This window comes from Sphingobium sp. (assembly GCF_003248505.1).
Lineage (GTDB): Bacteria > Pseudomonadota > Alphaproteobacteria > Sphingomonadales > Sphingomonadaceae > Sphingobium.
In genome coordinates this window covers 140,450-162,618 of the sequence record NZ_QFOA01000003.1, presented here as the reverse complement: position 1 = coordinate 162,618, position 22,169 = coordinate 140,450, and the positions used below count along the sequence as shown (strand labels likewise).

Sequence of the window (22,169 nt, the reverse complement as noted above, 5' to 3'; positions counted from 1 at the left end):
CCCAGAAGAGGACTCGAACCTCCACGACCTTGCGATCGCCAGCACCTGAAGCTGGTGCGTCTACCAATTCCGCCATCTGGGCACGGGGTAGGAGCGCGCCTCTAACCGGTGGGTTGGGGGCTGTCAACGCGCCGGGGCATTATTTTTTGGTCGTGGGCAAAAGGCGGGGTAAGGGACGGACCCGATCTTGCCAAGGAACAAACCTTCCGATGACCGACGTCCTGCCGCCAGCCTATTTCAGCCGAGCCGATGGGCTGCGTCTCGCCTATCGTCATACGGGCGGAAGCGGTCCGACGCTGATCTTCCTGCCGGGCTATATGTCGGACATGGAGGGGGGCAAGGCTGTGGCGCTGCATGATTGGGCGTGTCGACGAGGACATGCGATGCTGCGGCTCGATTATGCGGGGAACGGTGCAAGCGACGGACGCTTCGTCGACGGGACGCTGGAAAGCTGGCGCGATGATGTGCTGGCGATGATGGACGGGCTGACGCAAGGACCGGTGGTGCTGGTCGGATCGTCAATGGGCGGATGGCTGGCGCTGCTGGTAGCGCTGGTGCGGCCGGAGCGGGTGGCGGGGATCGTCGGCATAGCCGCCGCGCCCGATTTCACGCAATGGGGCTTTACCGACGCGGACAAGGCGCTGCTTGCAACGGAGGGGCGGATCGAGGAACCCACCCCGTATGGCGATCAGCCTTATGTGACGACGCTGGCTTTCTGGCAGTCGGGGCAGGCGCACCGCCTGCTGGACGATGTCATTGCGATCGACTGTCCGGTGCGGCTGCTTCAGGGTCAGGCCGACCCGGACGTGCCTTGGGAGATCGCGTTGCGCACAGCGGTGCAGCTGCGTTCATCCGATGTGCAGACGCTACTGGTTAAGGACGGCGACCATCGCCTCTCTCGCGACTGCGACATCGCGCTGTTGATCCGCACCGTCGACGCTCTGCTGGAAAGCCTTTGATGCCGTTCTTCCTTCCCCTTCTACTCCAAGCCTACGATCCCGAGATCGAAGCGGTGATGAACCGCAGTCGCCAGCGCAAGCAGGAGGAAAGGGCCGCAGCGGCGTCTGCCGCCTCGGCGGAAGCGGCGGCGGCGAAATCGTCCGCTGCCGTGCCGTCGCGCGAGGATGGGAAGATTCCGGTGCCGGAAAAGTTCGCCGTTCCGTTCCAGCAATGCCTGGATGCGGCGGTCGAGTCGCCCGATGCGGGCATCGCCTTTGCGCAGAAATGGCGGATCGAAGGCGGGAGCTTCTACGCACGGCACTGCATGGGCTTTGCCTACGCCCGTGCCGAGCGCTGGACTCCTGCCATCGTATCCTTCGAGCAGGCGGCGGAAGAAGCGGAGCGGAGCAACGAAATGGCGCAGGCCGCCCGGCTCTGGGCCCAGGCGGGCAACGCCGCGCTGGCGAGCGGGGATGCGGCCAAGGCGCGCAACGATTTCGATGCGGCGCTGGCGCGCGGGCTGCCTGACGGGTTCGAGAAGGGAGAAGTGCATCTGGACCGGGCCCGGGCTCTGGTCGCGTTGAACGATACGGCAGGCGCGCGAGAGTCGCTCGATGCCGCGCTCACTCATGCGCCAAAGGACCCGCTCGCCTGGCTGTTGTCCGCCACGCTGGCGCGGCGAGCAGGCGAGATGAGCCTGGCGCAGGCGCATATCGCGCGTGCCGTGCAACTGTCGCCGGACGATGCCAGCGTGGCGCTTGAGGAAGGCAATATCGCTGTGCTGACGGGGCATGAGGATGTCGCCCGTTCCGCCTGGCAGCGCGCGGTCAGGCTATCGCCCGCATCCCCGGCGGGCAAGGCGGCGGCGGACAATCTGACCCGGCTTGCATCCCCCGCTCCTGCCCCGGCTTCCAAATAGCACAGGACGCCTCAGCAAGACTTTGTCACGGAACATCGCCATGCGCCCGCAGGTTGGCCCGGCGGCGGGATGACAAAGGAGACAGCGAAGTGGACAGTAGAATCAAACACGGGCTTGCGATCGGGCTTCTGGTGGTCGGCGCAGCCGCGACCAGCGCGTGTTCGCGCGGTGCGACGCGGGGCGGCCTGATCGGCGGCGCAGGCGGAGCGATCGTGGGCAGCGCGACCGGCCTGGGCACGACGGAGGGCGCAGTGATCGGCGGTACGGCAGGCGCGATCATCGGCGACAAGGACCGTTGCACCCGGCGCGAACGCCGCCGCGGCCGCTGCTGACCTTTTAGCGAAGGTAGAAGTCGACGGTGGTGACGACGCGTACTTTCTTGAAGGGCGTGTCGCTGCCGCCTTCGCCGCCTTCGCCGTCGCGGGGCTCAATCGAGAAATAGCCCTGCGTCGCGCTCTTGATGCCCCCCACATCGGCACCGGAATCCTTGGCGAACTGCTCGGCGGCGGCGCGGGCGTCCCGCGTGGCGGCAGCGACCATTGGGGGCTTTACGTCGTTCAGCTTGGTGAAGCTGTAGCGCATTCCCGACCCTTCCTGAAGCGTAACGCCGCGCCGGACGAGATCGAACTGTTGCGCGACCGCCCGTTGCGCGCGGGCGATGTCATTGGTGCGAAGCAGCATCTTTTGCGTGATGGTGATGGTGCTGACGCCGTTGTTGAGCCATTGGTTGACGCCAGCGCCCACCGGCTTGAGTTCATCCGGCTTGAACCCCAGCCCCTCGAAATAGGCGCGCAGTTCCTTGGTGTTCGCGTCGATTTCGGCGCGCACGGTGGGGAGGTCGAATCCGGTGGCCGAATAGCTGATCGACCAGGTGGCGAGATCCGCCGTCACGTCCTTTTCCGCAAGGCCGCGCACCGTTACGGACCGGTCCGCCGCCTTTGCACGGGTAAGGCCGTCTCCCAGGAAATAGCCACCCGCGATCATTCCGAACGCCAGCACGGCAGCGCTGCCCAGAATGACCCTGTCGCGCATATCCCATCCCATGATATAGCTCCTCTTCCGTGCGGGGCGGTGCCGCACTATCTATAGCAGCATCTGCCACTCAATAGATGAACCGTTGCTTTATAGCGATGAACGGAGCCGATCCTTGCCCAAATATCTTCATACCATGATCCGCGTCACCGATGTCGAGGCGACGGCCCGCTTCTTCTCGCTTCTCGGTCTTCAGGAAGTGAAGCGGTTCGACAGCGAGCAGGGGCGCTTCACGCTGGTCTACCTCGCAGCGCCGGGAGACGAGGATGCACAGGTCGAGTTGACATACAACTGGCCGCCCGCCGACGGCGGCCCGGCGGAGACATATGGCGGGGGCCGCAATTTCGGTCATCTCGCCTATCGGGTCGAGAATATCTACGAGACGTGCCAAAAGCTGATGGACGCGGGCGTCACCATCAATCGCCCGCCCCGCGACGGGCACATGGCGTTCGTACGAACGCCCGACAATATCTCTGTAGAACTGTTGCAGGACGGCCGGCTGGAACCTGCGGAACCCTGGGCTTCGATGCCCAATGTCGGCGAATGGTGACGGCCATGATCGAAGTCGTCCGCATTCCCGCCCTGTCCGACAACTATGTCTGGCTGCTGCACGACGGGGAGAGCGGCGACACGGTGGTCGTCGATCCGGCCGTCGCGGAACCGGTGCTGAAGGAAGCGCGGGTGCGGGGCTGGACGATCGGGCAGATTTGGAACACGCATTGGCACCCCGACCATGTCGGCGGCAACGCAGGCATCAAGGCGGCGACCGGGTGCAAGATCACCGGTCCGGCGGCGGAAGCGGGCAAGATCGGCACGCTGGACGTGATGGTCGCCGAGGGCGACCATGTGCGCATCGGGCAGCATGAGGCGCGCGTCATCGATGTGCCCGCACACACGGCGGGGCATATCGCCTATCATCTGGCCGACGATGGCATGGTCTTCGTCGGCGATACGCTGTTCGCCATGGGCTGCGGTCGTCTGTTCGAAGGGACGGCGGCGCAGATGTTCGACAATATGCAGCGGCTGGCTGCCCTGCCCGACGACACCGCCGTCTATTGCGCTCACGAATATACGCTGTCCAACGGACGCTTCGCACTAACCGTCGAGCCAGACAATGCGGACATCGCCCGGCGCGTGGTCGAGGTGGAGACGCTGCGCGAACGGGGCGAAGCGACGGTGCCGACCACCATCGCGGCGGAACGCGCGACCAATGTGTTCCTGCGCGCGGCAAGCGTGGAGGAACTGGCGGCGCGGCGTGCGGCGAAGGATGCGGCCTGACGGTTGGGGGACGAGAATGGCGTCCTCTCCGCAGGAAGACGCGGGACGATGGAGAGAAAGAATGCGCGCATGGATGATGCTGGCCGCCCCGATAGCGCTTGCCGCCTGTGCCGGCGCCTATGAACCGCGCCCGCTGACCGACAAGCAGACGTCCGAACTGGACAAGGCGCTGGCGGGCAAGGTGCCGGGCGAGAAGGTGGCGTGCATCAGCCGGGCACCGGCCACCAATCTCCAGGTCATCAGCAACAATGTCGTGCTGTATCGGGTCAACCGTAAGCTGGTTTACAAGAATGATCTGATCGGGGGGTGCAGCGGGCTGACAGCAGGCGATACGCTGATCCTGCGCAGTTTCGGGTCGCAAATGTGCCGGGGCGATTTTGCAACCACGGCGAACCTTATGACGGGAATGCAGACGGGCGCGTGCGCACTGGGCGACTTCGTTCCCTATCGCACACCGAAGAAGTGATGCGGCCTAATCGCCGATAGCGCGGGCAAGCTGATCGCGGATACGCTGAAGCCGGGACAGGAGCGTCGCATCTTGCTGGGGCGTGGATGGGGGCATGGACGCGGGCTCATCCTCCAACACCTTTTGCGCACCCTTGACGGTGAAGCCTTCCACATGGAGCAGACGGTTGATCCTGCGGGCCAGTTCCACATCGGCGGGTCGATAGTAGCGACGGTTGCCCGACCGTTGCAGCGGACGGAGCGCAGGAAAACGGGTCTCCCAATAGCGCAGGATATGCTGCGCTACGCCAAGTTCGCCAGCAAGTTCGCCGATCGTCAGAAAAGCACCCTCTTCCTTCATGGGCACGATGGTGCACCCATGAAGGGCGAGGCGTCAACCGATTGCCACGAAACGCCCCGATGGCGCGTCAGGACGCCGCCACTTTGTCGCGCATCGTCTGGCTGGCGCGAAAGGTCAGCACCCGGCGCGGCTCGATCGGTACTTCGACACCGGTCTTGGGATTGCGGCCCATGCGCTGCGTCTTGTCGCGCAGGACAAAAGTGCCGAAACTGGAAATCTTGACGTTCTCACCCCGCTCCAGCGCGCTCGACATATGTTCGAGAATGGATTCGACCAGTGCTGCCGCTTCCGCCCGCGAAAGACCCACGTGCCGATTGACGCTGTCCGCCAGATCCGCCCGCGTCAAAGTGCCGTTACCACTCATGCCCGACCCCCAAAAAACGATTCTCTCGTCGCCCCCTCGGCATGCGGAATGTGCGTGATTTTTGCGAATTTTGCAAGCTTTTGCGTCTGCTTAAACGCGAAGGACGCACGCCCCCCAGGTAAAGCCGCCGCCCATCGCTTCGAGCACCACGAGGTCGCCCGTCTTGATCCGCCCGTCGCGCATCGCAAGGTCGAGCGCCAGCGGCACCGACGCGGCGGACGTGTTGGCGTGCCGGTCCACGGTGACGATCACACGTTCGGGCGGCAGCTTGAGCTTGCGGGCGGTGGCGTCGAGGATGCGGGCGTTGGCCTGATGCGGCACCAGCCAGTCGATATCGGCGACCGAAAGATCGGCAAGCGCCAGCACTTCGCCCAGCACCGACGCCAGATTCACGACCGCGTGGCGGAACACTTCCTGCCCCTTCATCCGCAGCTTGCCGACCGTCTGCGTTGTGGACGGCCCGCCGTCGACATAGAGAAGCTGGTTGTGCCGACCATCGGCGTGAAGCCTGGTCGCCAGGATGCCGCGCGCGCCGTCGGCGCTTTCCTGCGCGCCCAGCACGACCGCACCCGCGCCATCGCCGAAGAGGACGCAGGTTCCGCGATCCTCCCAGTCGAGAATGCGGCTGAAGGTTTCCGAGCCGATCACCAGCGCGCAATGGGCCGCGCCCGAACGGATCATGCTGTCGGCAACGGTGACCGCATAGAGGAAGCCCGAGCAGACGGCGGCGACATCGAACGCCACGCAATCGTCGATGCCCAGCATTGCCTGCACCTTCGTCGCGGCGGCAGGGAAGGTCTGGTCGGGCGTGGCGGTGGCCAGAATGATGAGGTCGATGTCCTGCGCGGCGAGCCCGGCGGCATCCAGCGCATGGCGCGCGGCGTCAGCGGCCAGCGTCGCGGTCGTTTCCCCCTCCCCCGCGATATGGCGGTTGCGGATGCCCGTGCGCTCGACGATCCATTCGTCGCTCGTGTCGACGGTCTGCGCCAGTTCGGCGTTACTGACCATGCGCGCAGGCAAAGCGGAGCCCGTGCCCAGCAGGAGAGAGCGGCGGATCACTTGGCGGGCTGCTCCAATCGGGACGCGGCGGCCGAAAGCGACTGCATGTCGGCGATATCGGCTGCAATGCGGCGGGTGATGTCTTCCTCCAACAGTCGGGCGGCGACGTGAACGGCGTTGGCCACGCCCTTTTCATCCGCGCTGCCATGGCTTTTCACCACGACGCCGTTGAGGCCGAGGAAGACTGCGCCATTATGATTGTTGGGATCGAGATGATGCTTCAGGAGGTGCATCGCGGGCTTGGATATGAGAAAGCCGATTTTCGAGCGCAACGAACTGGTGAACGCCTTGCGCAAGACATCGGTGACGAAACGGGCCGTTCCCTCCGCCGTCTTGAGCGCGACATTGCCGGAAAAGCCGTCGCACACGATCACATCGGTGTCGCCCTTTGAAATCTTGTCGCCTTCGGTGAAGCCGTCGAAGCGAAGCGAAAGATTGTCGGCAGCACGCAGCACGGCGGCGGCGTCGCGGATCTCGTCGGTGCCCTTCAGTTCCTCCGTGCCGATGTTGAGCAAGCGGACGCGGGGACGATCGAGATCGAAGGCGATGCGGGCGTAGGCCGCGCCCATCACCGCGAACTGAACGAGGTTGCGGGCGTCGCATTCGGTGTTCGCGCCCAGATCCAGCATGATGACGTCATTGTCGCCAAGCGTCGGCAACATCGCGGCAAGCGCGGGACGGTCGACGCCGGGCATGGTGCGCAGCGCAAGTTTCGCCATCGCCATCAGTGCACCGGTATTGCCTGCGGAAACCGCAGCCCCCGCCTCACCCGCTTTCACCGCTGCAATCGCCATGCTCATCGAGCTGGACTTCTTGCGGATCGCGACGCTCGGCTTGTCCGACCCGTCGACCACGGTGTCGGCATGGACCACGTCCGAAGCCGCTCGCAAATTGGGGTGGCCGTCCAGCGCCGCCTTGATCTGCGCCTCGTCGCCGAACAGGGTGAAGCGCAATCCGTCGTGGCGGCGGCGGGCCAGTGCAGCCCCCGCCATCATCACGCGCACGCCTTCGTCCCCGCCCATCGCGTCTATGGCGATTCGCGGCTGGATGGACACTTTATGTCACCCCTTTGAGGCGTAGAGGAGAAACTTACGCCCCGACGGCGACGATTTCACGACCGTTATAATGGCCGCAGGCATCGCACATATGATGCGGACGCTTCAGTTCGCCGCAGTTCGGGCATTCGTTGAAAGCCTCGACGCGAAGCGAATCGTGGCTGCGACGCATGCCGCGACGGGAAGGAGAAGTCTTGCGCTTGGGGACAGCCATGTCGGCACCTTATTCCATATTTCGATCTGGTTGTGCGACTGGCCGGTATCCCATGAGATAACGACGCCAACGGCGCCGCAGACCCATGCGGCCCGGGTGATCGCGAAGCCCTGCGCCTATAGCGCGTTTTGGCCGCCGTGCAAGTGCTTCCTTGCCCCGCTGCGCGCCGGGCCTAGAGTGCGGCGGACCGGAAAAGAGGATGCCGACCCATGCCGATGCCCATTACGTTGACCTTCGCCGCCGCCTGTGCGCTCCTGAACCTGTGGCTGGCGAGCCGCTGCGTGCGCTTCCGCATCAAGGACAAGGTGCTGCATGGCGATGCCGGTCATCCCCTGCTGGCAAAGCGCATTCGCGCGCAAGCCAATTTCATCGAATATACGCCGATCGTGCTGATCCTGTGCGGACTCGTCGAACTGGCGGCGGGGCCTTCCCTATGGTTGTGGATCGCGGCGCTGGTCTACGTCGTCGCGCGAATCGCGCACGCGTTCGGCATGGACGCGGACGAGCCGACGATGTGGCGCGCGGGCGGGATACTTTTGACCTGGACCATCACGGCAGCATTGGCTGTGACGGCGCTCACGATGGCCTATGGCGCGACGCGCGACGTGCCAGCGCCACCCGTTATGGCGCAACGCTGATCGCTCAGCCCGCCAGTACCGAATCGGCGACGAAGGGATTGCTGCGCCGTTCGTGGGCAAAATTGCTCATTGGGCCGTGACCCGGCACGAACGCGGTATCGCCCCCGAGCGGCCAGAGCTTGCCGGTGATCGCGTCGATCAATTGTCGATGATCGCCGCGCGGAAAATCCGTGCGGCCGATCGACCCCTGGAACAGAACGTCGCCCACGATGGCAAGCTTGCTGGGCGCGTGATGGAAGACGACATGGCCCGGCGTATGGCCGGGACAGTGATAGACGTCGAGCGTCAGGTCGCCGACAGTCACCCGATCGCCATCGACCAGCCAGCGGTCAGGCGCGAAAGATTGTCCTTCGATTCCATATTTCGCGCCCTCGCTCTGGAGCTTGTCGATCCAGAAACGGTCCTCCTCATGCGGTCCTTCGATGGGGACGCCCAGTTCCTGGGCGAGGATGCCCGCCTGGCCGCAATGGTCGATATGACCGTGGGTGATGAGGATCTTTTCGATCGTCACGCCCTGTTGCTGGGTCGCGTGCTTGAGCACGGGCAGGTCGCCACCGGGATCGACGAATGCGCCGCGCATCGTGCCGGTGCACCAGAACAGCGTGCAATTCTGCTGGAGCGGCGTGACGGGCACGATGGCGGCTTTGAGCGGCGGCTGGGTCATGAGCTTCCATGTGGCGGAGCGTCCGCCCCCACGCAAGGGTCAGTCGTCCGCGCCCACTGCGATTGGTTCCGCAAGGCTGATGCCGTCGAGCACGCGCGCCGTCTCGTCGCGCACGCGCAGCATCACGCGATGGAGGCGGCATTCGGTTTCGGGCAGGCAGTTGGTGCAGCTTTCGTGCGCGAAGCGGCTGGCGCATGGCGTCAGCGCCAGCGATCCGCGCGTCAGGCGGACGATATCACCATAGCTGATGTCGACAGGGGCCAGCGCCAGCCAATAGCCCCCGTCCCTCCCGCGCTGCGTCGCCACCAGCCCCTCGCGCGACAATTCGGAAAGGATCACGGTCAGGAACTTGGCGGGAATATTCTGTCGCGTTGCAATCTCGTTCAGGGGGACCGGTCCCTGGCGGTAGCGATCGGCGAGATGTTGCAGCGCGCGGATGGCGTAACGGGTCTTCTGAGACAACATAGGTCGGTTATTCGCGCCCGCGCAAGGTTTGGCAAGCGCTTAGGTCAGGGCTTGAGCACGGCCCTCGCCTGCCCGGGAAAATCGCTGAAGAAGCCGTCGACACCCGACGCAACGATGGCCCGTACCCAGCCTGTGAAGTCGCCGCGTCCCTGCGGATCGTCGGGGCGGCGATATTGTTCGGGAAGAAAGGGATTTTCCATCCGAAGCGTCCAGACATGGACCTGAAGACCTGCATCATGCGCTCGTCCGACCAGCGCGGTCGGCCCTTCGGGCGCGACCACCTGCACGGCGGAAGGGCCGATGCCATCGGCATAGGTCGCGATATCCTTCAGGCCCTGGAGCGTCAGCATGTCGGCATAGGTCGATCCCGGCAGGTCCGCCGGTCCGCCTTCGGCATCGACCAGCTGGATGAGCCGCAGTCGGGTCGCGGCGCGCAATGCCTTGAGGTTTCCGACCTCGAACGACTGGATGAAGACCGGGTCGGCCTGCGTTTCATAGCCATATTTCGACAGGAGCGTCAGCAACGCATCCTGATGCGGCAAACCGAGCTTCGCGAAATAGGTCGGATGCTTGGTTTCGGGATAGATGCCGATGCGACGGTGCATTTCGGCTTCCTTCGCGCGGACCAGCTTCAATATCTCCTCGAAGGTCGGGATAAGATAAAGGTCGTTGAAGCGGACATTGGCGGGGCGCAGATCGGGCAACCGCTCACGAGCACGCAGCGTGCGCAGTTCGGCAAGCGTGAAGTCCTCTGTGAACCAGCCGGTCACGGCCGCGCCGTCGATGGTCTTCGTCGTCTTGCGCTCGGCGAATTCGGGATGCTCGGCGACATCGGTCGTGCCGCCGATCTCGTTTTCATGCCGTGCGACAAGAATGCCGTCCTTCGTCAGCACGAGATCGGGTTCGATATAGTCCGCGCCTTCGTCGATCGCGCGTTCGTAGGAGGCCAGCGTATGCTCAGGCCGCTCGCCGCTCGCGCCGCGATGGGCGATGAGGATCGGATCGGCGGCGGCAGCGGCAATGGGGGCAAGGCTCATGAGGAAAAGCAGTCCCGCATGAAACACCCCCCGTAGCATCAGGCCTTCACGCCCTGAAGCGCGTTCTCGTAGGTCGTCGCCTTGAAACCGACGATAGTGCCCTTGCCCGTGTCGAGGATGGGGCGCTTGATCATCGATGGGTTCGCAAGCATCAGGAGGATCGCCTTGTCCGCGTCGATATGCGCCTTGTCCCCCGCGTCGAGCGCCTTGAAGGTGGTGCCGGAGCGGTTGAGGATGGTTTCCCAGCCATGCTCCATCACCCATTCCTCCAGGCGTCCCTTGTCCACGCCCGACACCTTGTAGTCGTGGAAATTATAGACGACGCGTTCATTGTCCAGCCAGTTGCGGGCCTTCTTGATCGTGTCGCAATTCTTGATGCCGTACATGGTGATCATGGTGCAGACCCTTGTTGCCCTTCAGGCATTACCCTTTGAAGGCGGTGACTTCGATTTCGATCTTCATTTCGGGCTTCACCAGGCCGACGACCACACAGCTGGCCGCCGGGCGGATGGCACCGAATACGGGGCCGGCGATCTCGCCCATCACGTCCCAATAGGCAGCGTCGGTGATGTAGTAGGTGACGCGCACCACATCGGCAAAGGAGAAGCCAGCCTGTTGCAGCGCCTTGCCGATGACGTCGAGCGCGTTGCGCCCCTGCGCGACGACATCGTCGGGCATCAGCTTGGTTTCAGGATCGGTGCCCGTGGTGCCCGCGACGAAGCACCAGTCGCCCTGGACGACGGCGCGGGAATAGCCGACCTGCGCCTCGAACGGCGAGCCGGAGGAAATAAGCTGGCGGGGCATGCGCGGGATTCCTGTTGCGGTGCGAAAGGATCGGGACGGCCTTTGGCCGCTGGCGATCCCCCTGTCCAGCGCTTTCGCCGGAACAGCGCGCCGCGCGGGCCGTTGGATGCGCTCCACCCCTTATGAGGAGACCAGCGATGGAGCGCCCGACCCCCGATCGCGAGATCGAAGAGAATAGCGAACAGGACGACAGCGGCGCGCAGGCGCAGGATGTCGCGGACGACGCGCGCACGCGTCAGACCGACCTCGCGCAGGACAGCGAACGCGGCGGGCGAACCGATCCCGCCCAACTCGTCCCCAACGACATGGAAGACCTTGTCGAGAAGATGAACGCCATGAACCGGTCCGGCAACATCGACATGGACGCCTATGCCGGGGAGCCGCAGATGGACGACGAGGAGGATATCCTCGGCGAAACGGAAGATAAGGACGACGGCGACGACCTGTACGATACCGTCACCGGCGAAGACGACGATCTGGGTTGAGGCGGCTTTGGGGAGGGCACAGTGCCCTTCCCCCGGGATGCCCAAAAGCGGGCGTCGCGGCGGATTCGGTCAGCGACATCGCGCTGAAGGACAGGACCGTGAGAAATGAGGGCGGTGCTAGCTACCAGTGCACGCGCGAGAGCGACCGGATCAGAGCGCGTTGGCGATGGCGGCGCGCTGATCTTTGGTAAGGCCGTCCGCTCCGCTGGCGTTGACGGTATCGGCGGGCTTGTCTTCCCCCGGCCCCACGAGATTGATCGCCGTCAGGATGACCAGTACCGCCCAGAGCAGCGCGAACCAGCGGCTGGTGAATATGGTGCGGAGGCGGGGTGTGGGGAGCATGGGCTCGGCGCAGTAACGCAATGAGGTTAAAAACTCATGGAAGCTATCCGAGTGATGCGGCACCGGCGCCGAAAGCCATCATATTGAACTCGACCGTTTGCGCGTATCACGCACACGCCAAGCTTCTCTAAAAGCCGATCTTAAGGAAAGCACGAAACGATAGGGTCCGGTAAACCGAGGGTCGGACCTATGTTCTGCCCTGCCGTTCGGGGCGACGTTCCGATCGGCCGAAAGCCGACACCGTTGGCGCGGTGTCGCCTTTCGCTATTTCAAATCACTCCGCTGCGATGCCCGCAGCCTTGAACATGTCCGGGCCGTCCTCGTCGATATTGGCGGCGGCGGTGGCCTTGACGTTCTGACGGCGGTCGAAGGCGTCCCAGACATCGTTCCACTGGCCCCGCGTCGCGGCCTTCGAATATTCGGTTGAACGGGTTTCGAAGAAGTTGGCGTGCTCGACGCCGTTGAGCAGCGGGGTGAGCCAGGGAAGCGGATGCTCGTCGATCATATAGATGGGTTTGAGGCCCAGTTGGCCCAGCCGCCAGTCGGCGATGTAGCGGACATATTTCTTGATGTCCTTGGGCGTCATGCCGGGCACGGGGCCCATTTCGAACACGAGGTCGATGAACGCGTCTTCGATACGGACGGTCTTCTGGCACATGTCCATGATGTCTTCCTTGACGCGCGGCGTCAGGCAGTCGCGTTCCTTCACGAAGGCATGGAACAGGCGGATGATGCCTTCGCAGTGAAGCGTTTCGTCGCGGACGGACCAGCTGACGATCTGCCCCATGCCCTTCATCTTGTTGAAGCGCGGGAAGTTCATCAGCATCGCGAAGGACGCGAAGAGCTGGAGCCCTTCGGTAAAGCCGCCGAACATGGCGAGCGTCTTGGCGATATCCTCGTCCGTGTCGACGCCGAACTGCGACAGATAGTCGTGCTTGTCCTTCATCTCCTTATATTGGAGGAAGGCGGAATATTCGGTTTCGGGCATCCCGATCGTGTCGAGCAGATGGCTGTAGGCGGCGATGTGCACCGTTTCCATGTTGCTGAATGCGGTCAGCATCATCTTGACCTCGGTCGGCTTGAACACGCGGCCATATTTTTCGTGGTAGCAATCCTGCACTTCCACATCCGCCTGGGTGAAGAAGCGGAAGATCTGGGTCAGCAGGTTGCGTTCATGATCGGACAGCTTCTGCGCCCAGTCGCGGCAATCCTCGCCCAAGGGCACTTCCTCGGGCAGCCAGTGCAGCTGCTGCTGGCGCTTCCAATATTCATAGGCCCAGGGATATTCGAAGGGCTTGTAGACCTTGGAGGCTTGAAGAAGGGACATCGGGATACTCCGGGCGAAATCGTTACGAAGGAAGAGCGGTGGAAACCGGGGCGGAAGCGGGGCGTTGAAGCCGAGCCATTTCCGGCACGGGAGAAATATCATGGTCGATCTGACCAGCATCAAGGAACATGCCGAAGTCATCGGCGCCGACGGCGTCCATGTCGGCACCGTCGACCATGTGGAAGGCGACCGCATCAAACTGACCAAGAAGGACAGCGGGGCGCAGGTCGAGGGCGCTACCGGTAGCCATGAAGGGCATCATCACTATATCAGCCAGGGCCTGATCGCGGAGGTCGAGAGCGATGGCACGGTGCGTCTGAGCGCCAATGCCGATGTCGCGGTGACGTTCGAAGAGGAAGAGTGAGGCGACGGGCGCGGCGGATCGCTCCGCCGCGCCGCTCACCGCGCATTCCTCACTGACAGGCGAGGCACTCGTCATAGTCGGTGGTCTCGCCGATTTCGAACCTGGGGGCGTCGATCGTATTGTCCGCTTCCACCCCACCGGCAAAGCCAGCACGCTGCACTGACTTCGACCGCAGATAGTAAAGCGACTTGATGCCCAGTTCCCATGCGCGGAAATGGAGCATCAGAAGATCCCATTTCTCCACGTCCGCCGGGATGAACAGATTGAGCGACTGGGCCTGATCGATATAAGGCGTGCGGTCGGCCGCGAGTTCGAGCAGCCAGCGCTGGTCGATTTCGAAACTGGTCTTGAACACGTCCTTTTCTTCCGGCGTCAGGAAGTCGAGATGCTGGACCGATCCGCCCTTTTCGAGGATCGAGTTCCACACGGCGGTGGAATCCTTGGCCTTCGCCACAAGCAGCTTTTCAAGATAGGGGTTCTTGACCGCGAAGCTGCCCGACAACGTCTTGTGCGTGTAGATATTGGCCGGAATCGGTTCGATGCAGGCGGACGTTCCGCCGCAGATGATGCTGATCGACGCGGTGGGCGCGATTGCCATCTTGCAGCTGAATCGCTCCATCACGCCCATGTCGGCGGCGTCCGGGCACGGACCGCGCTCCTGCGCGAGCAGCATGGACGCTTCGTTCACCTTGGCATTGATGTGCTTGAAGATGCGCAGGTTCCACGATTTGGCCATGGCGCCTTCGAACGGGATGTTGCGCGCCTGGAGGAAGCTGTGAAAGCCCATGACGCCCAGGCCCACCGACCGTTCGCGGCTGGCACTGTATTTGGCGCGCGCCATTTCGGGGGGCGCGCGGTCGATATAGTCCTGAAGCACATTGTCGAGGAAGCGCATGATGTCTTCCGCGAAGGTCGGGTGATCCTTCCACTCGTCCCAGGTTTCGAGATTCATCGACGAAAGGCAGCATACCGCAGTGCGATCCTGACCTAGATGATCGCGGCCCGTGGGCAGCGTGATTTCCGAGCAGAGGTTCGATGTCGACACCTTGAGCCCCAAGTCGCGATGATGCTTGGGCATCATGCGGTTCACGGTGTCGTTGAAGACGATATAAGGCTCCCCGGTGGCGAGGCGCACTTCGACCAGCTTCTGGAACAGTGCACGCGCGTTGACGGTGCCGCGCACCGACTGGTCCTTGGGGCTGCGCAGGTTGAATTCCGCGCCGTCCTGCACCGCCTCCATGAACTCGTCGGTGAGAAGGACGCCGTGGTGGAGGTTGAGCGCCTTGCGGTTGAAATCGCCGCTTGTCTTGCGGATTTCGAGGAACTCCTCGATTTCCGGGTGGGAGATGTCGAGATAGCAGGCGGCAGAACCGCGGCGCAGGCTGCCCTGGCTGATCGCGAGCGTCAGGCTGTCCATCACGCGCACGAAGGGGATAATGCCGCTGGTCTTGCCATTGAGGCCCACCGGCTCGCCGATGCCACGCACATTGCCCCAGTAGGTGCCGATGCCGCCGCCGCGCGACGCGAGCCAGACATTTTCGTTCCAGGTGTTGACGATCCCTTCGAGACTGTCGTCGACGCTGTTGAGATAGCAGCTGATCGGCAGGCCGCGCCCGGTGCCGCCGTTGGACAGCACGGGCGTCGCAGGCATGAACCAAAGTTTCGAGATATAGTCGTACACGCGCTGGGCATGCCCCGCATCGTCGGAGTAGGCGGCAGCGACGCGCGCGAACAGGTCCTGATAGGATTCGCCGGGCAGCAGGTAACGGTCATTGAGCGTATCCTTCCCGAATTCGGTCAGGAGCGCGTCGCGCGTCGCGTCGGTCGTGACGGGAAACCGCCGCGCCTCGATCTTCGAGGAGGAAGAGGGTTCGGGCGCAGGCATGGCGGGAGCAGGCTGCATCGGTGCCTCCGTCTTCGTCGCTTCCAGCAGATCGTCCATTACAGTCGCCACGTCGCCACCTTGTTCACTCTCTCGAAAATCCATACGAGCCCCTGAATGTTCCTGTTCCGTTCGATTCGGTCAAGCGGCTCGCGACGTTATGCCGCACATCCTGCCATGACCGACCGGCACGGGGACGGAAAAGGGCCCAGCAGAGCGGATCGCCGGGACTGAACGCCCCTTTGCCAAGATAGTGCCCCGGCGTCGCAATCACAATCTGTTGGGTAACCCCCGTTAACCCGATACCACGGATAGTGCCATAGCCGTCCGATGGCGCAAGAGGGTAAATGACGGTTCCGGGACTCAGGTCGCCGACACGATAACTCCGCCGGGCGGCGCCGGGGTGGCGACGCGCCGACTTTCCTGCCCCTTCGAAAACGCAAGAGCGATTGCGCGAAGAAAAAATAAATTGAGACTTGCCACGCAAAAGCGTGCGCGTCCGATTCACCCATGCATCGTCGATCGAGACGCCCGCCAATCTCGCGCGGCGCAGGACCCCATATCGCCTCACGCTCCCGCGAAATGAGAACGCAAGCAGCGTCGGCCGACGCCTCACATTGACGGTCCTGCCCAAAACCCTATAGCCGCCCGTGCAAAAGCCCCGCCGTGCAGGGCGGGCGGCAGACATAGGGATATGGGCAAGATGACCGTCATCAAGACCGCCGACCTGATCGAGAGCGTGGCCGACGCGCTCCAGTTCATCAGCTATTATCATCCGATGGATTACATCCGCGCGCTGGGCAAAGCCTATGAGGCGGAAGCCAATCCGGCGGCGAAGGATGCCATCGCCCAAATCCTGACCAACAGCCGCATGTGCGCGGAAGGGCATCGCCCGATTTGCCAGGACACCGGCATCGTCAACGTCTTCGTCAAATGGGGCATGGAATGCCGCCTGGACGACAACAGCCGTTCGATGCAGGAGGTCGTGGACGAAGGCGTGCGCCGCGCCTACCTGAACCCCGAAAATCGCCTGCGTGCCTCGATCCTGCGCGACCCGGCCTTTTCGCGCCAGAACACCAAGGACAACACGCCTTGCGTGCTCAATGTCGAGATGGTGCCGGGCAACAAGGTCATCGTCGATGTCGCGGCCAAGGGCGGCGGCAGCGAGAACAAGACAAAGTTCAAGATGATGAACCCATCCGATTCGATCGTCGACTGGGTGCTAGATATGGTACCGCAAATGGGCGCGGGCTGGTGCCCGCCCGGCATGCTGGGCATCGGCATCGGTGGCACTGCGGAAAAGGCGGTGGCGCTGGCCAAGGAAAGCCTGATGGAGCCCATCGACATGGGCGAGTTGAAGGCGCGGGGGCCGCAGAACAAGATCGAGGAACTGCGCATCGAGATTTTCGACAAGGTCAACGCGCTCGGCATCGGGGCGCAGGGCCTGGGCGGCCTTGCCACCGTGCTCGACGTCAAGATTTACGACTATCCCTGCCATGCGGCGGGCAAGCCGGTTGCTATGATCCCCAATTGCGCTGCGACGCGCCATGCGCATTTCACGCTCGACGGTTCCGGCCCGGCCTATCTGGAAGCGCCCAAGCTGTCCGAATGGCCGCAGGTCGACTGGAAACCCAGCAAGGAAGCGATCCGTGTCGATCTGGACACGCTGACGCCCGAAGTCGTGCAAAGCTGGAAGCATGGCGACCGCCTGCTGCTGAACGGCAAGATGCTGACCGGACGCGACGCCGCGCACAAGCGGATCGCCGACATGCTGGAGCGCGGCGAAAGCCTGCCGGTCGATTTCAAAGGACGCGTCATCTATTATGTCGGTCCGGTCGATCCGGTGCGCGACGAAGTGGTCGGCCCCGCCGGTCCTACAACGGCGACGCGCATGGACAAGTTTATGGACATGATGCTGGAACAGGGCCTTGCGGCCTGCGTCGGCAAGGCGGAGCGCGGCCCGGCGGCAACGGACAGCATCGCCAAACACAAGAGCGCCTATCTGATGGCAGTGGGCGGCGCTGCCTATCTGGTCGCGCGGGCCATCAAGGAAGCCAAGGTCGTAGGCTTTGAGGATCTGGGCATGGAAGCGATATACGAATTCACGGTCGAGGACATGCCCGTCACCGTCGCGGTCGACAGCGAAGGGCAGAATGTCCATCGTCTCGCCCCGCTGGTATGGCAGGAAAAGATCAAGCGCGAAGGGCTGCTCGAACAGGCGTGAACCGATGCCCACCCGTCGCGAGGTACGGGCGTACGGGCGGGCATGTCATTCGAATGTCGACCGGAAAGAAAAGGCGCGCCGTTCCGATGAGCGGCGCGCCTTTTTCCGATTTGCGAAAGTGATTTAGATTTTGCCGCTCAGCGACACGCCGATGATGCGCGGCTCGTTGAACACCGCAGCCATGTAATTTTCGATCACGCCCTTGAGGTTCTTTTCGTTCGTGATGTTGCGGGCGAAAGCAGCGATTTCGTAGCGACCGTCGGGCGCGGTGTAGCCAACCTTGAGGCCGCCTTCGAAGTCGCCCTTCGAATAGAACTCCTTCGTCCGGTAGAGGACGAAATTGGTGTAGCCCTGGATATTCCAGTCGGTCGACGCGAACAGCTTGCCGCCGTTGCCGAGCGGGATGTCATAGCGGGCGGCGATGTTGGCGGTGTATTTGGGTGCGTTGGGCAGCGGGTTGCCGTCGATCTGCGCGAAGACGCCGCGTCCCGGTACGGTGATCGTCGGGTCCTGCACCGTGCAGACGACAACGCCGTTCAGGGCACAGACCTGCGCATAGACATTGTTGTCGTCGATCTCGCTATGCAGCAGGCTGACGCCCGCCGACAGGGTGAAATTCTCGACCGGGCGCGCTTCGAGGTCGGCTTCGAGGCCATAGGCCTTCGCCGCCTTGGCGTTGAACAGCACGCCGTTGCCGTTCACATCGTTGCCGTTGAGCTGGATATCCTTCACCTTCCAGGCAAAACCGGTCAGGTTGAAACGCAGGCGGTTATTCAGCAGATTCGTCTTGATGCCGCCTTCATAGGACATGATCGTTTCCGAATCCGCCGTGGTGAAGTCGCTGTTGAACACCGCCGAACGACCCTGGATCGTCGGCCCGCGGAAGCCGCGCGCGACGCGGGCATAAAGGCTGACTTCGGGGCTGACTTCGTAAAGCGCGCTTACGTCCCAGCTCGGCTCCTTGCCGGTCAGCTTGACGAAGCGACGACCGGTGTAGCTCGAAACGCCCGCGACATTGGCGGTCGCGCGGACGAGGCGCGTTTCCTTCGTGTCCTTGGTGTAGCGACCGCCTGCCGTGATGGTCAGGCCGGGGACGAGTTCGTAGCTCGCCTGCCCGAACAGCGCCCAGCTCTCATTCTTGTTGCGCAACCGTACCCAGTTGTTGGGGTTGCGCGCGGCGGTCGTCAGGAAATAGGCGCGCTGGTAGAAATCGGTCGTGTCGCGGCTGTCGAACAGCATGCCGCCAACCTGCCATTTGAACGCGTCGTTGCCGTTGCTGGCAAGGCGGACTTCCTGGCTCAGCTGGTCGAGATCGCGCACCTGACCCTGGCTTTGGCCGAAGCCATTGGGAACCCCTGCCACCGGATAGTTGGCGGCAGCGCCGCCGTCCGTATCGCCCCGGCTATAGCCAGAGGTGGTTTCATAGGCGGTGATGGACGTCAGCGTGACCGGTCCCATGTCGATCGCGATATGCTCCGCGGCGCCATAGTTCTTGTAAGCCTGCGGATTGTCGTTCGCTTCGTCGTAGGAGACGATGCCGCGCGGTTCGCCCGACACGTCGTTGGACCCTTTCTTGAGTGCGCCGCGATGGAACAGGGTCGAGGTGCCGGAATAATCGCGGGCATGGACGCTGGTCAGCATCGAAAGCGTTTCGCTGGGCTGGAGCAGCAGCTGGAGCCGCGCGTCCTTTTCCTCGAACCCGCCCATCACGTCCTTGCCCGGCTTTGTGCCGTCGGCGCTGGTTCCGGTGTAGTTGTTGTCCACCCAGTCGTCGCGACGCTGATAGAGGCCCGATACGCGGAAGGCGAGCTTATCGGCAACGATCGGCCCGCCAACGCCGCCGTCGAAGGTGACGGTGTTGTAGCTGCCGTAGCTCGCCTGCGCACGGCCCTGCCAGTCCATGGTCGGGCGGATCGTGTCGAACTTGATGATACCCGCCGTCGTGTTGCGACCGAAGAGCGAACCCTGCGGACCGCGCAGAACCTCGACCTGGTTGACGTCGAAGACCGGGTTCGATTTCAGCACCACATGTTCCAGCACGACATCGTCCTGGATGATCGAAACCGGCTGCGACGCGCCCAGGTAGAAGTCGATGTTGCCGAGGCCACGAATGTAGAAGCGCGGGAAGATACGGCCCGTGGTGGTTTCGGCGTAGAGCCCCGGCACGCGAGCCGCCAGTTCGAGGATGTCGCCGCCGCCGGCGGTGAAGTTGCGCAGCTGATCACCCTGAACGACGCCGACCGACACCGGCACCTTCTGGAGATTTTCCGAGCGGCGTTCGGCGGTAACGACGATTTCGCCGAGTTGATCGTCGGCAGGCGCGCTGGCGGCGCTGTCCTGCGCGCGGGCGGCGGTGACGAAAGGCGCAGCGACAAGCGCGGAAGAAAGCATCAGCAGCGCGCGGCCGGTGTGGGAGAAAGTCACGACAGGAACCTCATACAATGACAGGGTCGGTCCGCCGTCACGATGAAGTGGCCCCTCTGACGATCGACGGTCGATGACGGGCGGCTAGGCGCGATTTGTGGCGCAACGGTGACTGTCGTGTCCTGCTCCGCAGCGTTCATGTCGAAATATTGCCGTGCGTTGTATGCAGGCAACACATTCCAGGACTGACATCGACCAATCGTGCGCGATCGTTATACGCGCCGAACACCTGCCTCCGTCGCGCCGCGCAGGTGAACCGCGAGCATTGCCCGCCACGCTTCGTCATTCTTCGGCATACTCATGCCGATGGGCTGAATCGGGATGCTATCATACCGATAACGCTTCCTTTACCACGCTGGGTTAGCCATGGGTGCGTGGGAAAAGAAGCGCAATCGCAAGCCGTTTCAACGGCTGTCATGAAGGTCGCCAAATTGTCTGGCGACCTTGGGCTCCGCACGCTCGATCTTCAGGCAGACATCAGCGAACTGGCCGAGCGTGTGACCCAACAGGCCCGCACGATCGAAGCGATCAGCGGTGCTGCGACGCAACTGTCCCACGATGGCGACAGCGTATCGCTGGCTGGCCAGGATGCGCGGCACAAGGCGGTCGCGGCGCGCGCGATCATCGACGATTCGGGCCGTCAGCTGTCCGCCGCCAACTATAATTTCGTCGACCTTATCGAACAGGTGAACCGCGTCCACAGCAAGCTCGATGGCTTTGGCGAGGCGCTCAAGACCGTGGCGCACGTGACCAACGTCATCAGCGGGATCGCGAGCCAGACCAACCTCCTCGCGCTGAATGCGACGATCGAGGCGGCGCGCGCAGGCGATGCCGGGCGGGGATTTGCCGTGGTTGCGTCGGAAGTGAAAAAGCTGGCCCAGGAAACCGCTGCCGCGACTCATACCATCGAACAATCGATCGACGCGCTCACCGCCGAAGCGGGCGGCATGCTCGAAAGCATCACGCGCGGCGCGCAGACCGCGCGCACCGCACTCAACGACACGAAGAATATCGAGGCGCTGGTCGATCGGCTGGGCGGATTGATGTTCGATCTGTCGAGCAACAGCGAGACGGTGGCCGAACGGATTGCCTCGATGGTCGGATCGGCCGGGGAAATCCGATCCGGCCTTACCGCGCTCGCCAGCACATCGACCGATAACGCCGATGGCCTGCAACGCTTGTCCGGCCGTGTCTTCACCGCGAGCGAAGACACCAACGAATTGCTGCAATATCTGGCGGAAAGTGGCGTCGATATTCCCGATTCGCCCTATATCCGCTTTTGCCTGGAAAGCGCGATGGCGGTGTCCGCCGCAGTCGAAGCCGCCATCGACGCAGGCACCATCGGCCTTCCCGAGATATTGCGCGCCGAATATGAACCGATTGCGGGCAGCAACCCGCCGCTATTTTCCCATCCGGTACAGGCGATCATGCTCCCCGCTGCGCGCAAGTGCCAGGACATGGCACGGGCCTATCCCGGTCTGTTCGGCATGACGTTCACCGATCGCAACGCCTTCGGCGCAATCGCCATGCCCGAACGCGCCCAGCCCCAGCGCCCCGGCGACGTGAAATGGAACCAGGAATATTCGCGGCAGGGCTCGATATTCGAAGGCGAGGATACGCTCGTGGAGTGCACCACGATCAAACCCTTCCGCATCAAGGCCTATCGCCGCCTCACCGCCGACGGCGACGTGATCCTGCTGAAACAGGTCATCGCGTCGATCCACGTGAAGGGGCATCACTGGGGCATCCTGCAAATGGCCTATCGCGATCAGGGCTGATCGGATGGCCTGATCTGGGCCATCCGCCTGGATGAGCCTTGCCCGCGCCGCTGGCTGCGCTATGTCGGGC

26 protein-coding genes are annotated in these 22,169 nt (G+C 63.2%); 11 read left to right on the top strand and 15 right to left on the bottom strand.

Features of this window, described 5'->3' with window-relative positions:
* Positions 1-209: 209 nt before the first annotated feature.
* From DI606_RS02740 to DI606_RS02730, 3 genes are all read left to right on the top strand, one after another.
* Entirely contained in the window at positions 210-959 is a 750-nt protein-coding gene (locus DI606_RS02740; protein ID WP_293979588.1) for an alpha/beta hydrolase, read from the top strand.
* The gene (locus tag DI606_RS02735) at positions 959-1,858 is read left to right on the top strand and encodes a tetratricopeptide repeat protein (protein WP_293979586.1); all 900 of its coding nucleotides are present in this window, start codon (positions 959-961) and stop codon (positions 1,856-1,858) included. Before DI606_RS02740 ends, DI606_RS02735 begins: the two co-directional genes overlap by 1 nt.
* 89 nt (positions 1,859-1,947) lie before the next feature.
* Positions 1,948-2,190, top strand: coding sequence for a hypothetical protein (locus DI606_RS02730; protein WP_293979584.1), 243 nt, complete (start codon positions 1,948-1,950; stop codon positions 2,188-2,190).
* A 4-nt stretch (positions 2,191-2,194) separates the two neighbouring features.
* Here the strand turns inward: DI606_RS02730 and DI606_RS02725 are convergent, their stop codons facing one another.
* The gene (locus DI606_RS02725; RefSeq protein ID WP_293979582.1) at positions 2,195-2,902 is read right to left on the bottom strand and encodes an SIMPL domain-containing protein; all 708 of its coding nucleotides are present in this window, start codon (positions 2,900-2,902) and stop codon (positions 2,195-2,197) included.
* Positions 2,903-3,005: 103 nt separating this feature from the next.
* On the opposite strand from DI606_RS02725, the gene DI606_RS02720 reads away from it, so the two are divergent.
* The 3 genes from DI606_RS02720 (at position 3,006) to DI606_RS02710 (ending at position 4,634) form a co-directional block, all read left to right on the top strand.
* Complete coding sequence (locus tag DI606_RS02720; RefSeq protein WP_293979580.1) at positions 3,006-3,440, top strand: VOC family protein; 435 nt, start codon at positions 3,006-3,008, stop codon at positions 3,438-3,440.
* A gap of 5 nt (positions 3,441-3,445) precedes the next feature.
* Positions 3,446-4,168 carry a hydroxyacylglutathione hydrolase gene (gene gloB, locus DI606_RS02715; protein ID WP_293979578.1) on the top strand — a complete coding sequence of 241 codons (723 nt, stop codon included), beginning with the start codon at positions 3,446-3,448 and terminating at the stop codon, positions 4,166-4,168.
* 61 nt (positions 4,169-4,229) lie between these two features.
* Positions 4,230-4,634 (top strand): hypothetical protein, encoded by a 405-nt coding sequence (locus DI606_RS02710; protein ID WP_293979576.1) that lies wholly within the window; start codon positions 4,230-4,232, stop codon positions 4,632-4,634.
* A gap of 6 nt (positions 4,635-4,640) precedes the next feature.
* On the opposite strand, the gene DI606_RS02705 is transcribed toward DI606_RS02710, so the two are convergent.
* From DI606_RS02705 to rpmF, 5 genes are all read right to left on the bottom strand, one after another.
* Positions 4,641-4,973, bottom strand: coding sequence for a MerR family transcriptional regulator (locus tag DI606_RS02705; protein ID WP_293979611.1), 333 nt, complete (start codon positions 4,971-4,973; stop codon positions 4,641-4,643).
* A 67-nt stretch (positions 4,974-5,040) separates the two neighbouring features.
* On the bottom strand, positions 5,041-5,337 hold the full coding sequence (locus tag DI606_RS02700) for an integration host factor subunit alpha (RefSeq protein WP_293979574.1): 297 nt from the start codon (positions 5,335-5,337) through the stop codon (positions 5,041-5,043).
* 90 nt (positions 5,338-5,427) lie between these two features.
* The gene (locus DI606_RS02695; protein WP_293979572.1) at positions 5,428-6,396 is read right to left on the bottom strand and encodes a beta-ketoacyl-ACP synthase III; all 969 of its coding nucleotides are present in this window, start codon (positions 6,394-6,396) and stop codon (positions 5,428-5,430) included.
* A complete protein-coding gene (gene plsX / locus DI606_RS02690) occupies positions 6,393-7,418 on the bottom strand; it encodes a phosphate acyltransferase PlsX (RefSeq protein ID WP_293979609.1) in 1,026 nt (341 codons plus the stop codon). Before plsX ends, DI606_RS02695 begins: the two co-directional genes overlap by 4 nt.
* 67 nt (positions 7,419-7,485) lie before the next feature.
* Positions 7,486-7,665, bottom strand: a complete 180-nt coding sequence (rpmF, locus tag DI606_RS02685) for a 50S ribosomal protein L32 (protein WP_293979571.1) — start codon at positions 7,663-7,665, stop codon at positions 7,486-7,488.
* Between the two features lie 209 nt (positions 7,666-7,874).
* On the opposite strand from rpmF, the gene DI606_RS02680 reads away from it, so the two are divergent.
* Positions 7,875-8,303, top strand: coding sequence for an MAPEG family protein (locus DI606_RS02680; protein ID WP_293979569.1), 429 nt, complete (start codon positions 7,875-7,877; stop codon positions 8,301-8,303).
* Between the two features lie 4 nt (positions 8,304-8,307).
* On the opposite strand, the gene DI606_RS02675 is transcribed toward DI606_RS02680, so the two are convergent.
* The 5 genes from DI606_RS02675 to DI606_RS02655 are packed head-to-tail and all read right to left on the bottom strand — an operon-like array spanning position 8,308 to position 11,273.
* On the bottom strand, positions 8,308-8,967 hold the full coding sequence (locus DI606_RS02675) for an MBL fold metallo-hydrolase (RefSeq protein ID WP_293979567.1): 660 nt from the start codon (positions 8,965-8,967) through the stop codon (positions 8,308-8,310).
* 39 nt (positions 8,968-9,006) lie between these two features.
* Positions 9,007-9,432, bottom strand: a complete 426-nt coding sequence (locus DI606_RS02670; RefSeq protein WP_293979565.1) for an Rrf2 family transcriptional regulator — start codon at positions 9,430-9,432, stop codon at positions 9,007-9,009.
* Between the two features lie 44 nt (positions 9,433-9,476).
* Positions 9,477-10,469: a glycerophosphodiester phosphodiesterase gene (locus DI606_RS02665; RefSeq protein WP_293979563.1), complete on the bottom strand. Its 993-nt coding sequence runs from the start codon at positions 10,467-10,469 to the stop codon at positions 9,477-9,479.
* A 38-nt stretch (positions 10,470-10,507) separates the two neighbouring features.
* Entirely contained in the window at positions 10,508-10,864 is a 357-nt protein-coding gene (locus DI606_RS02660) for an ArsC family reductase (RefSeq protein ID WP_293979561.1), read from the bottom strand.
* A 28-nt stretch (positions 10,865-10,892) separates the two neighbouring features.
* Complete coding sequence (locus DI606_RS02655) at positions 10,893-11,273, bottom strand: RidA family protein (RefSeq protein WP_293979559.1); 381 nt, start codon at positions 11,271-11,273, stop codon at positions 10,893-10,895.
* A gap of 137 nt (positions 11,274-11,410) precedes the next feature.
* Here DI606_RS02655 and DI606_RS02650 point away from each other — a divergent pair, with 137 nt between their 5' ends.
* Complete coding sequence (locus DI606_RS02650) at positions 11,411-11,758, top strand: hypothetical protein (RefSeq protein WP_293979557.1); 348 nt, start codon at positions 11,411-11,413, stop codon at positions 11,756-11,758.
* 150 nt (positions 11,759-11,908) lie between these two features.
* Here DI606_RS02650 and DI606_RS02645 read toward each other — a convergent pair whose 3' ends face one another.
* Positions 11,909-12,100, bottom strand: a complete 192-nt coding sequence (locus DI606_RS02645; protein ID WP_293979555.1) for a hypothetical protein — start codon at positions 12,098-12,100, stop codon at positions 11,909-11,911.
* 274 nt (positions 12,101-12,374) lie between these two features.
* Complete coding sequence (locus DI606_RS02640) at positions 12,375-13,427, bottom strand: ribonucleotide-diphosphate reductase subunit beta (RefSeq protein WP_293979554.1); 1,053 nt, start codon at positions 13,425-13,427, stop codon at positions 12,375-12,377.
* Between the two features lie 100 nt (positions 13,428-13,527).
* On the opposite strand from DI606_RS02640, the gene DI606_RS02635 reads away from it, so the two are divergent.
* Positions 13,528-13,791, top strand: a complete 264-nt coding sequence (locus DI606_RS02635) for a DUF2171 domain-containing protein (protein ID WP_293979552.1) — start codon at positions 13,528-13,530, stop codon at positions 13,789-13,791.
* A 49-nt stretch (positions 13,792-13,840) separates the two neighbouring features.
* Here DI606_RS02635 and DI606_RS02630 read toward each other — a convergent pair whose 3' ends face one another.
* The gene (locus DI606_RS02630; protein WP_293979550.1) at positions 13,841-15,778 is read right to left on the bottom strand and encodes a ribonucleoside-diphosphate reductase subunit alpha; all 1,938 of its coding nucleotides are present in this window, start codon (positions 15,776-15,778) and stop codon (positions 13,841-13,843) included.
* A gap of 598 nt (positions 15,779-16,376) precedes the next feature.
* On the opposite strand from DI606_RS02630, the gene DI606_RS02625 reads away from it, so the two are divergent.
* Positions 16,377-17,897 carry a fumarate hydratase gene (locus tag DI606_RS02625; protein WP_293979548.1) on the top strand — a complete coding sequence of 507 codons (1,521 nt, stop codon included), beginning with the start codon at positions 16,377-16,379 and terminating at the stop codon, positions 17,895-17,897.
* A 123-nt stretch (positions 17,898-18,020) separates the two neighbouring features.
* Here the strand turns inward: DI606_RS02625 and DI606_RS02620 are convergent, their stop codons facing one another.
* The gene (locus DI606_RS02620; protein ID WP_293979607.1) at positions 18,021-20,288 is read right to left on the bottom strand and encodes a TonB-dependent receptor; all 2,268 of its coding nucleotides are present in this window, start codon (positions 20,286-20,288) and stop codon (positions 18,021-18,023) included.
* A 449-nt stretch (positions 20,289-20,737) separates the two neighbouring features.
* On the opposite strand from DI606_RS02620, the gene DI606_RS02615 reads away from it, so the two are divergent.
* Positions 20,738-22,099 carry a methyl-accepting chemotaxis protein gene (locus DI606_RS02615; RefSeq protein ID WP_293979546.1) on the top strand — a complete coding sequence of 454 codons (1,362 nt, stop codon included), beginning with the start codon at positions 20,738-20,740 and terminating at the stop codon, positions 22,097-22,099.
* Positions 22,100-22,169: the final 70 nt, after the last annotated feature.

Excerpts from the sequence above, each read along its gene's own strand:
- DI606_RS02705 (WP_293979611.1), bottom strand. The coding sequence starts at position 4,973 with ATGAAGGAAGAGGGTGCTTTTCTGACGATCGGCGAACTTGCTGGCGAA.
- DI606_RS02630 (WP_293979550.1), bottom strand. The coding sequence starts at position 15,778 with ATGGATTTTCGAGAGAGTGAACAAGGTGGCGACGTGGCGACTGTAATG.
- DI606_RS02635 (WP_293979552.1), top strand. The coding sequence starts at position 13,528 with ATGGTCGATCTGACCAGCATCAAGGAACATGCCGAAGTCATCGGCGCC.
- DI606_RS02670 (WP_293979565.1), bottom strand. The coding sequence starts at position 9,432 with ATGTTGTCTCAGAAGACCCGTTACGCCATCCGCGCGCTGCAACATCTC.
- DI606_RS02675 (WP_293979567.1), bottom strand. The coding sequence starts at position 8,967 with ATGACCCAGCCGCCGCTCAAAGCCGCCATCGTGCCCGTCACGCCGCTC.
- plsX (WP_293979609.1), bottom strand. The coding sequence starts at position 7,418 with ATGGGCGGGGACGAAGGCGTGCGCGTGATGATGGCGGGGGCTGCACTG.
- gloB (WP_293979578.1), top strand. The coding sequence starts at position 3,446 with ATGATCGAAGTCGTCCGCATTCCCGCCCTGTCCGACAACTATGTCTGG.
- DI606_RS02710 (WP_293979576.1), top strand. The coding sequence starts at position 4,230 with ATGCGCGCATGGATGATGCTGGCCGCCCCGATAGCGCTTGCCGCCTGT.
- DI606_RS02660 (WP_293979561.1), bottom strand. The coding sequence starts at position 10,864 with ATGATCACCATGTACGGCATCAAGAATTGCGACACGATCAAGAAGGCC.
- DI606_RS02615 (WP_293979546.1), top strand. The coding sequence starts at position 20,738 with ATGAAGGTCGCCAAATTGTCTGGCGACCTTGGGCTCCGCACGCTCGAT.
- DI606_RS02640 (WP_293979554.1), bottom strand. The coding sequence starts at position 13,427 with ATGTCCCTTCTTCAAGCCTCCAAGGTCTACAAGCCCTTCGAATATCCC.
- DI606_RS02645 (WP_293979555.1), bottom strand. The coding sequence starts at position 12,100 with ATGCTCCCCACACCCCGCCTCCGCACCATATTCACCAGCCGCTGGTTC.
- DI606_RS02665 (WP_293979563.1), bottom strand. The coding sequence starts at position 10,469 with ATGAGCCTTGCCCCCATTGCCGCTGCCGCCGCCGATCCGATCCTCATC.
- DI606_RS02700 (WP_293979574.1), bottom strand. The coding sequence starts at position 5,337 with ATGAGTGGTAACGGCACTTTGACGCGGGCGGATCTGGCGGACAGCGTC.
- DI606_RS02725 (WP_293979582.1), bottom strand. The coding sequence starts at position 2,902 with ATGGGATGGGATATGCGCGACAGGGTCATTCTGGGCAGCGCTGCCGTG.
- DI606_RS02740 (WP_293979588.1), top strand. The coding sequence starts at position 210 with ATGACCGACGTCCTGCCGCCAGCCTATTTCAGCCGAGCCGATGGGCTG.
- DI606_RS02655 (WP_293979559.1), bottom strand. The coding sequence starts at position 11,273 with ATGCCCCGCCAGCTTATTTCCTCCGGCTCGCCGTTCGAGGCGCAGGTC.
- rpmF (WP_293979571.1), bottom strand. The coding sequence starts at position 7,665 with ATGGCTGTCCCCAAGCGCAAGACTTCTCCTTCCCGTCGCGGCATGCGT.
- DI606_RS02680 (WP_293979569.1), top strand. The coding sequence starts at position 7,875 with ATGCCGATGCCCATTACGTTGACCTTCGCCGCCGCCTGTGCGCTCCTG.
- DI606_RS02735 (WP_293979586.1), top strand. The coding sequence starts at position 959 with ATGCCGTTCTTCCTTCCCCTTCTACTCCAAGCCTACGATCCCGAGATC.
- DI606_RS02650 (WP_293979557.1), top strand. The coding sequence starts at position 11,411 with ATGGAGCGCCCGACCCCCGATCGCGAGATCGAAGAGAATAGCGAACAG.
- DI606_RS02625 (WP_293979548.1), top strand. The coding sequence starts at position 16,377 with ATGACCGTCATCAAGACCGCCGACCTGATCGAGAGCGTGGCCGACGCG.
- DI606_RS02620 (WP_293979607.1), bottom strand. The coding sequence starts at position 20,288 with ATGCTTTCTTCCGCGCTTGTCGCTGCGCCTTTCGTCACCGCCGCCCGC.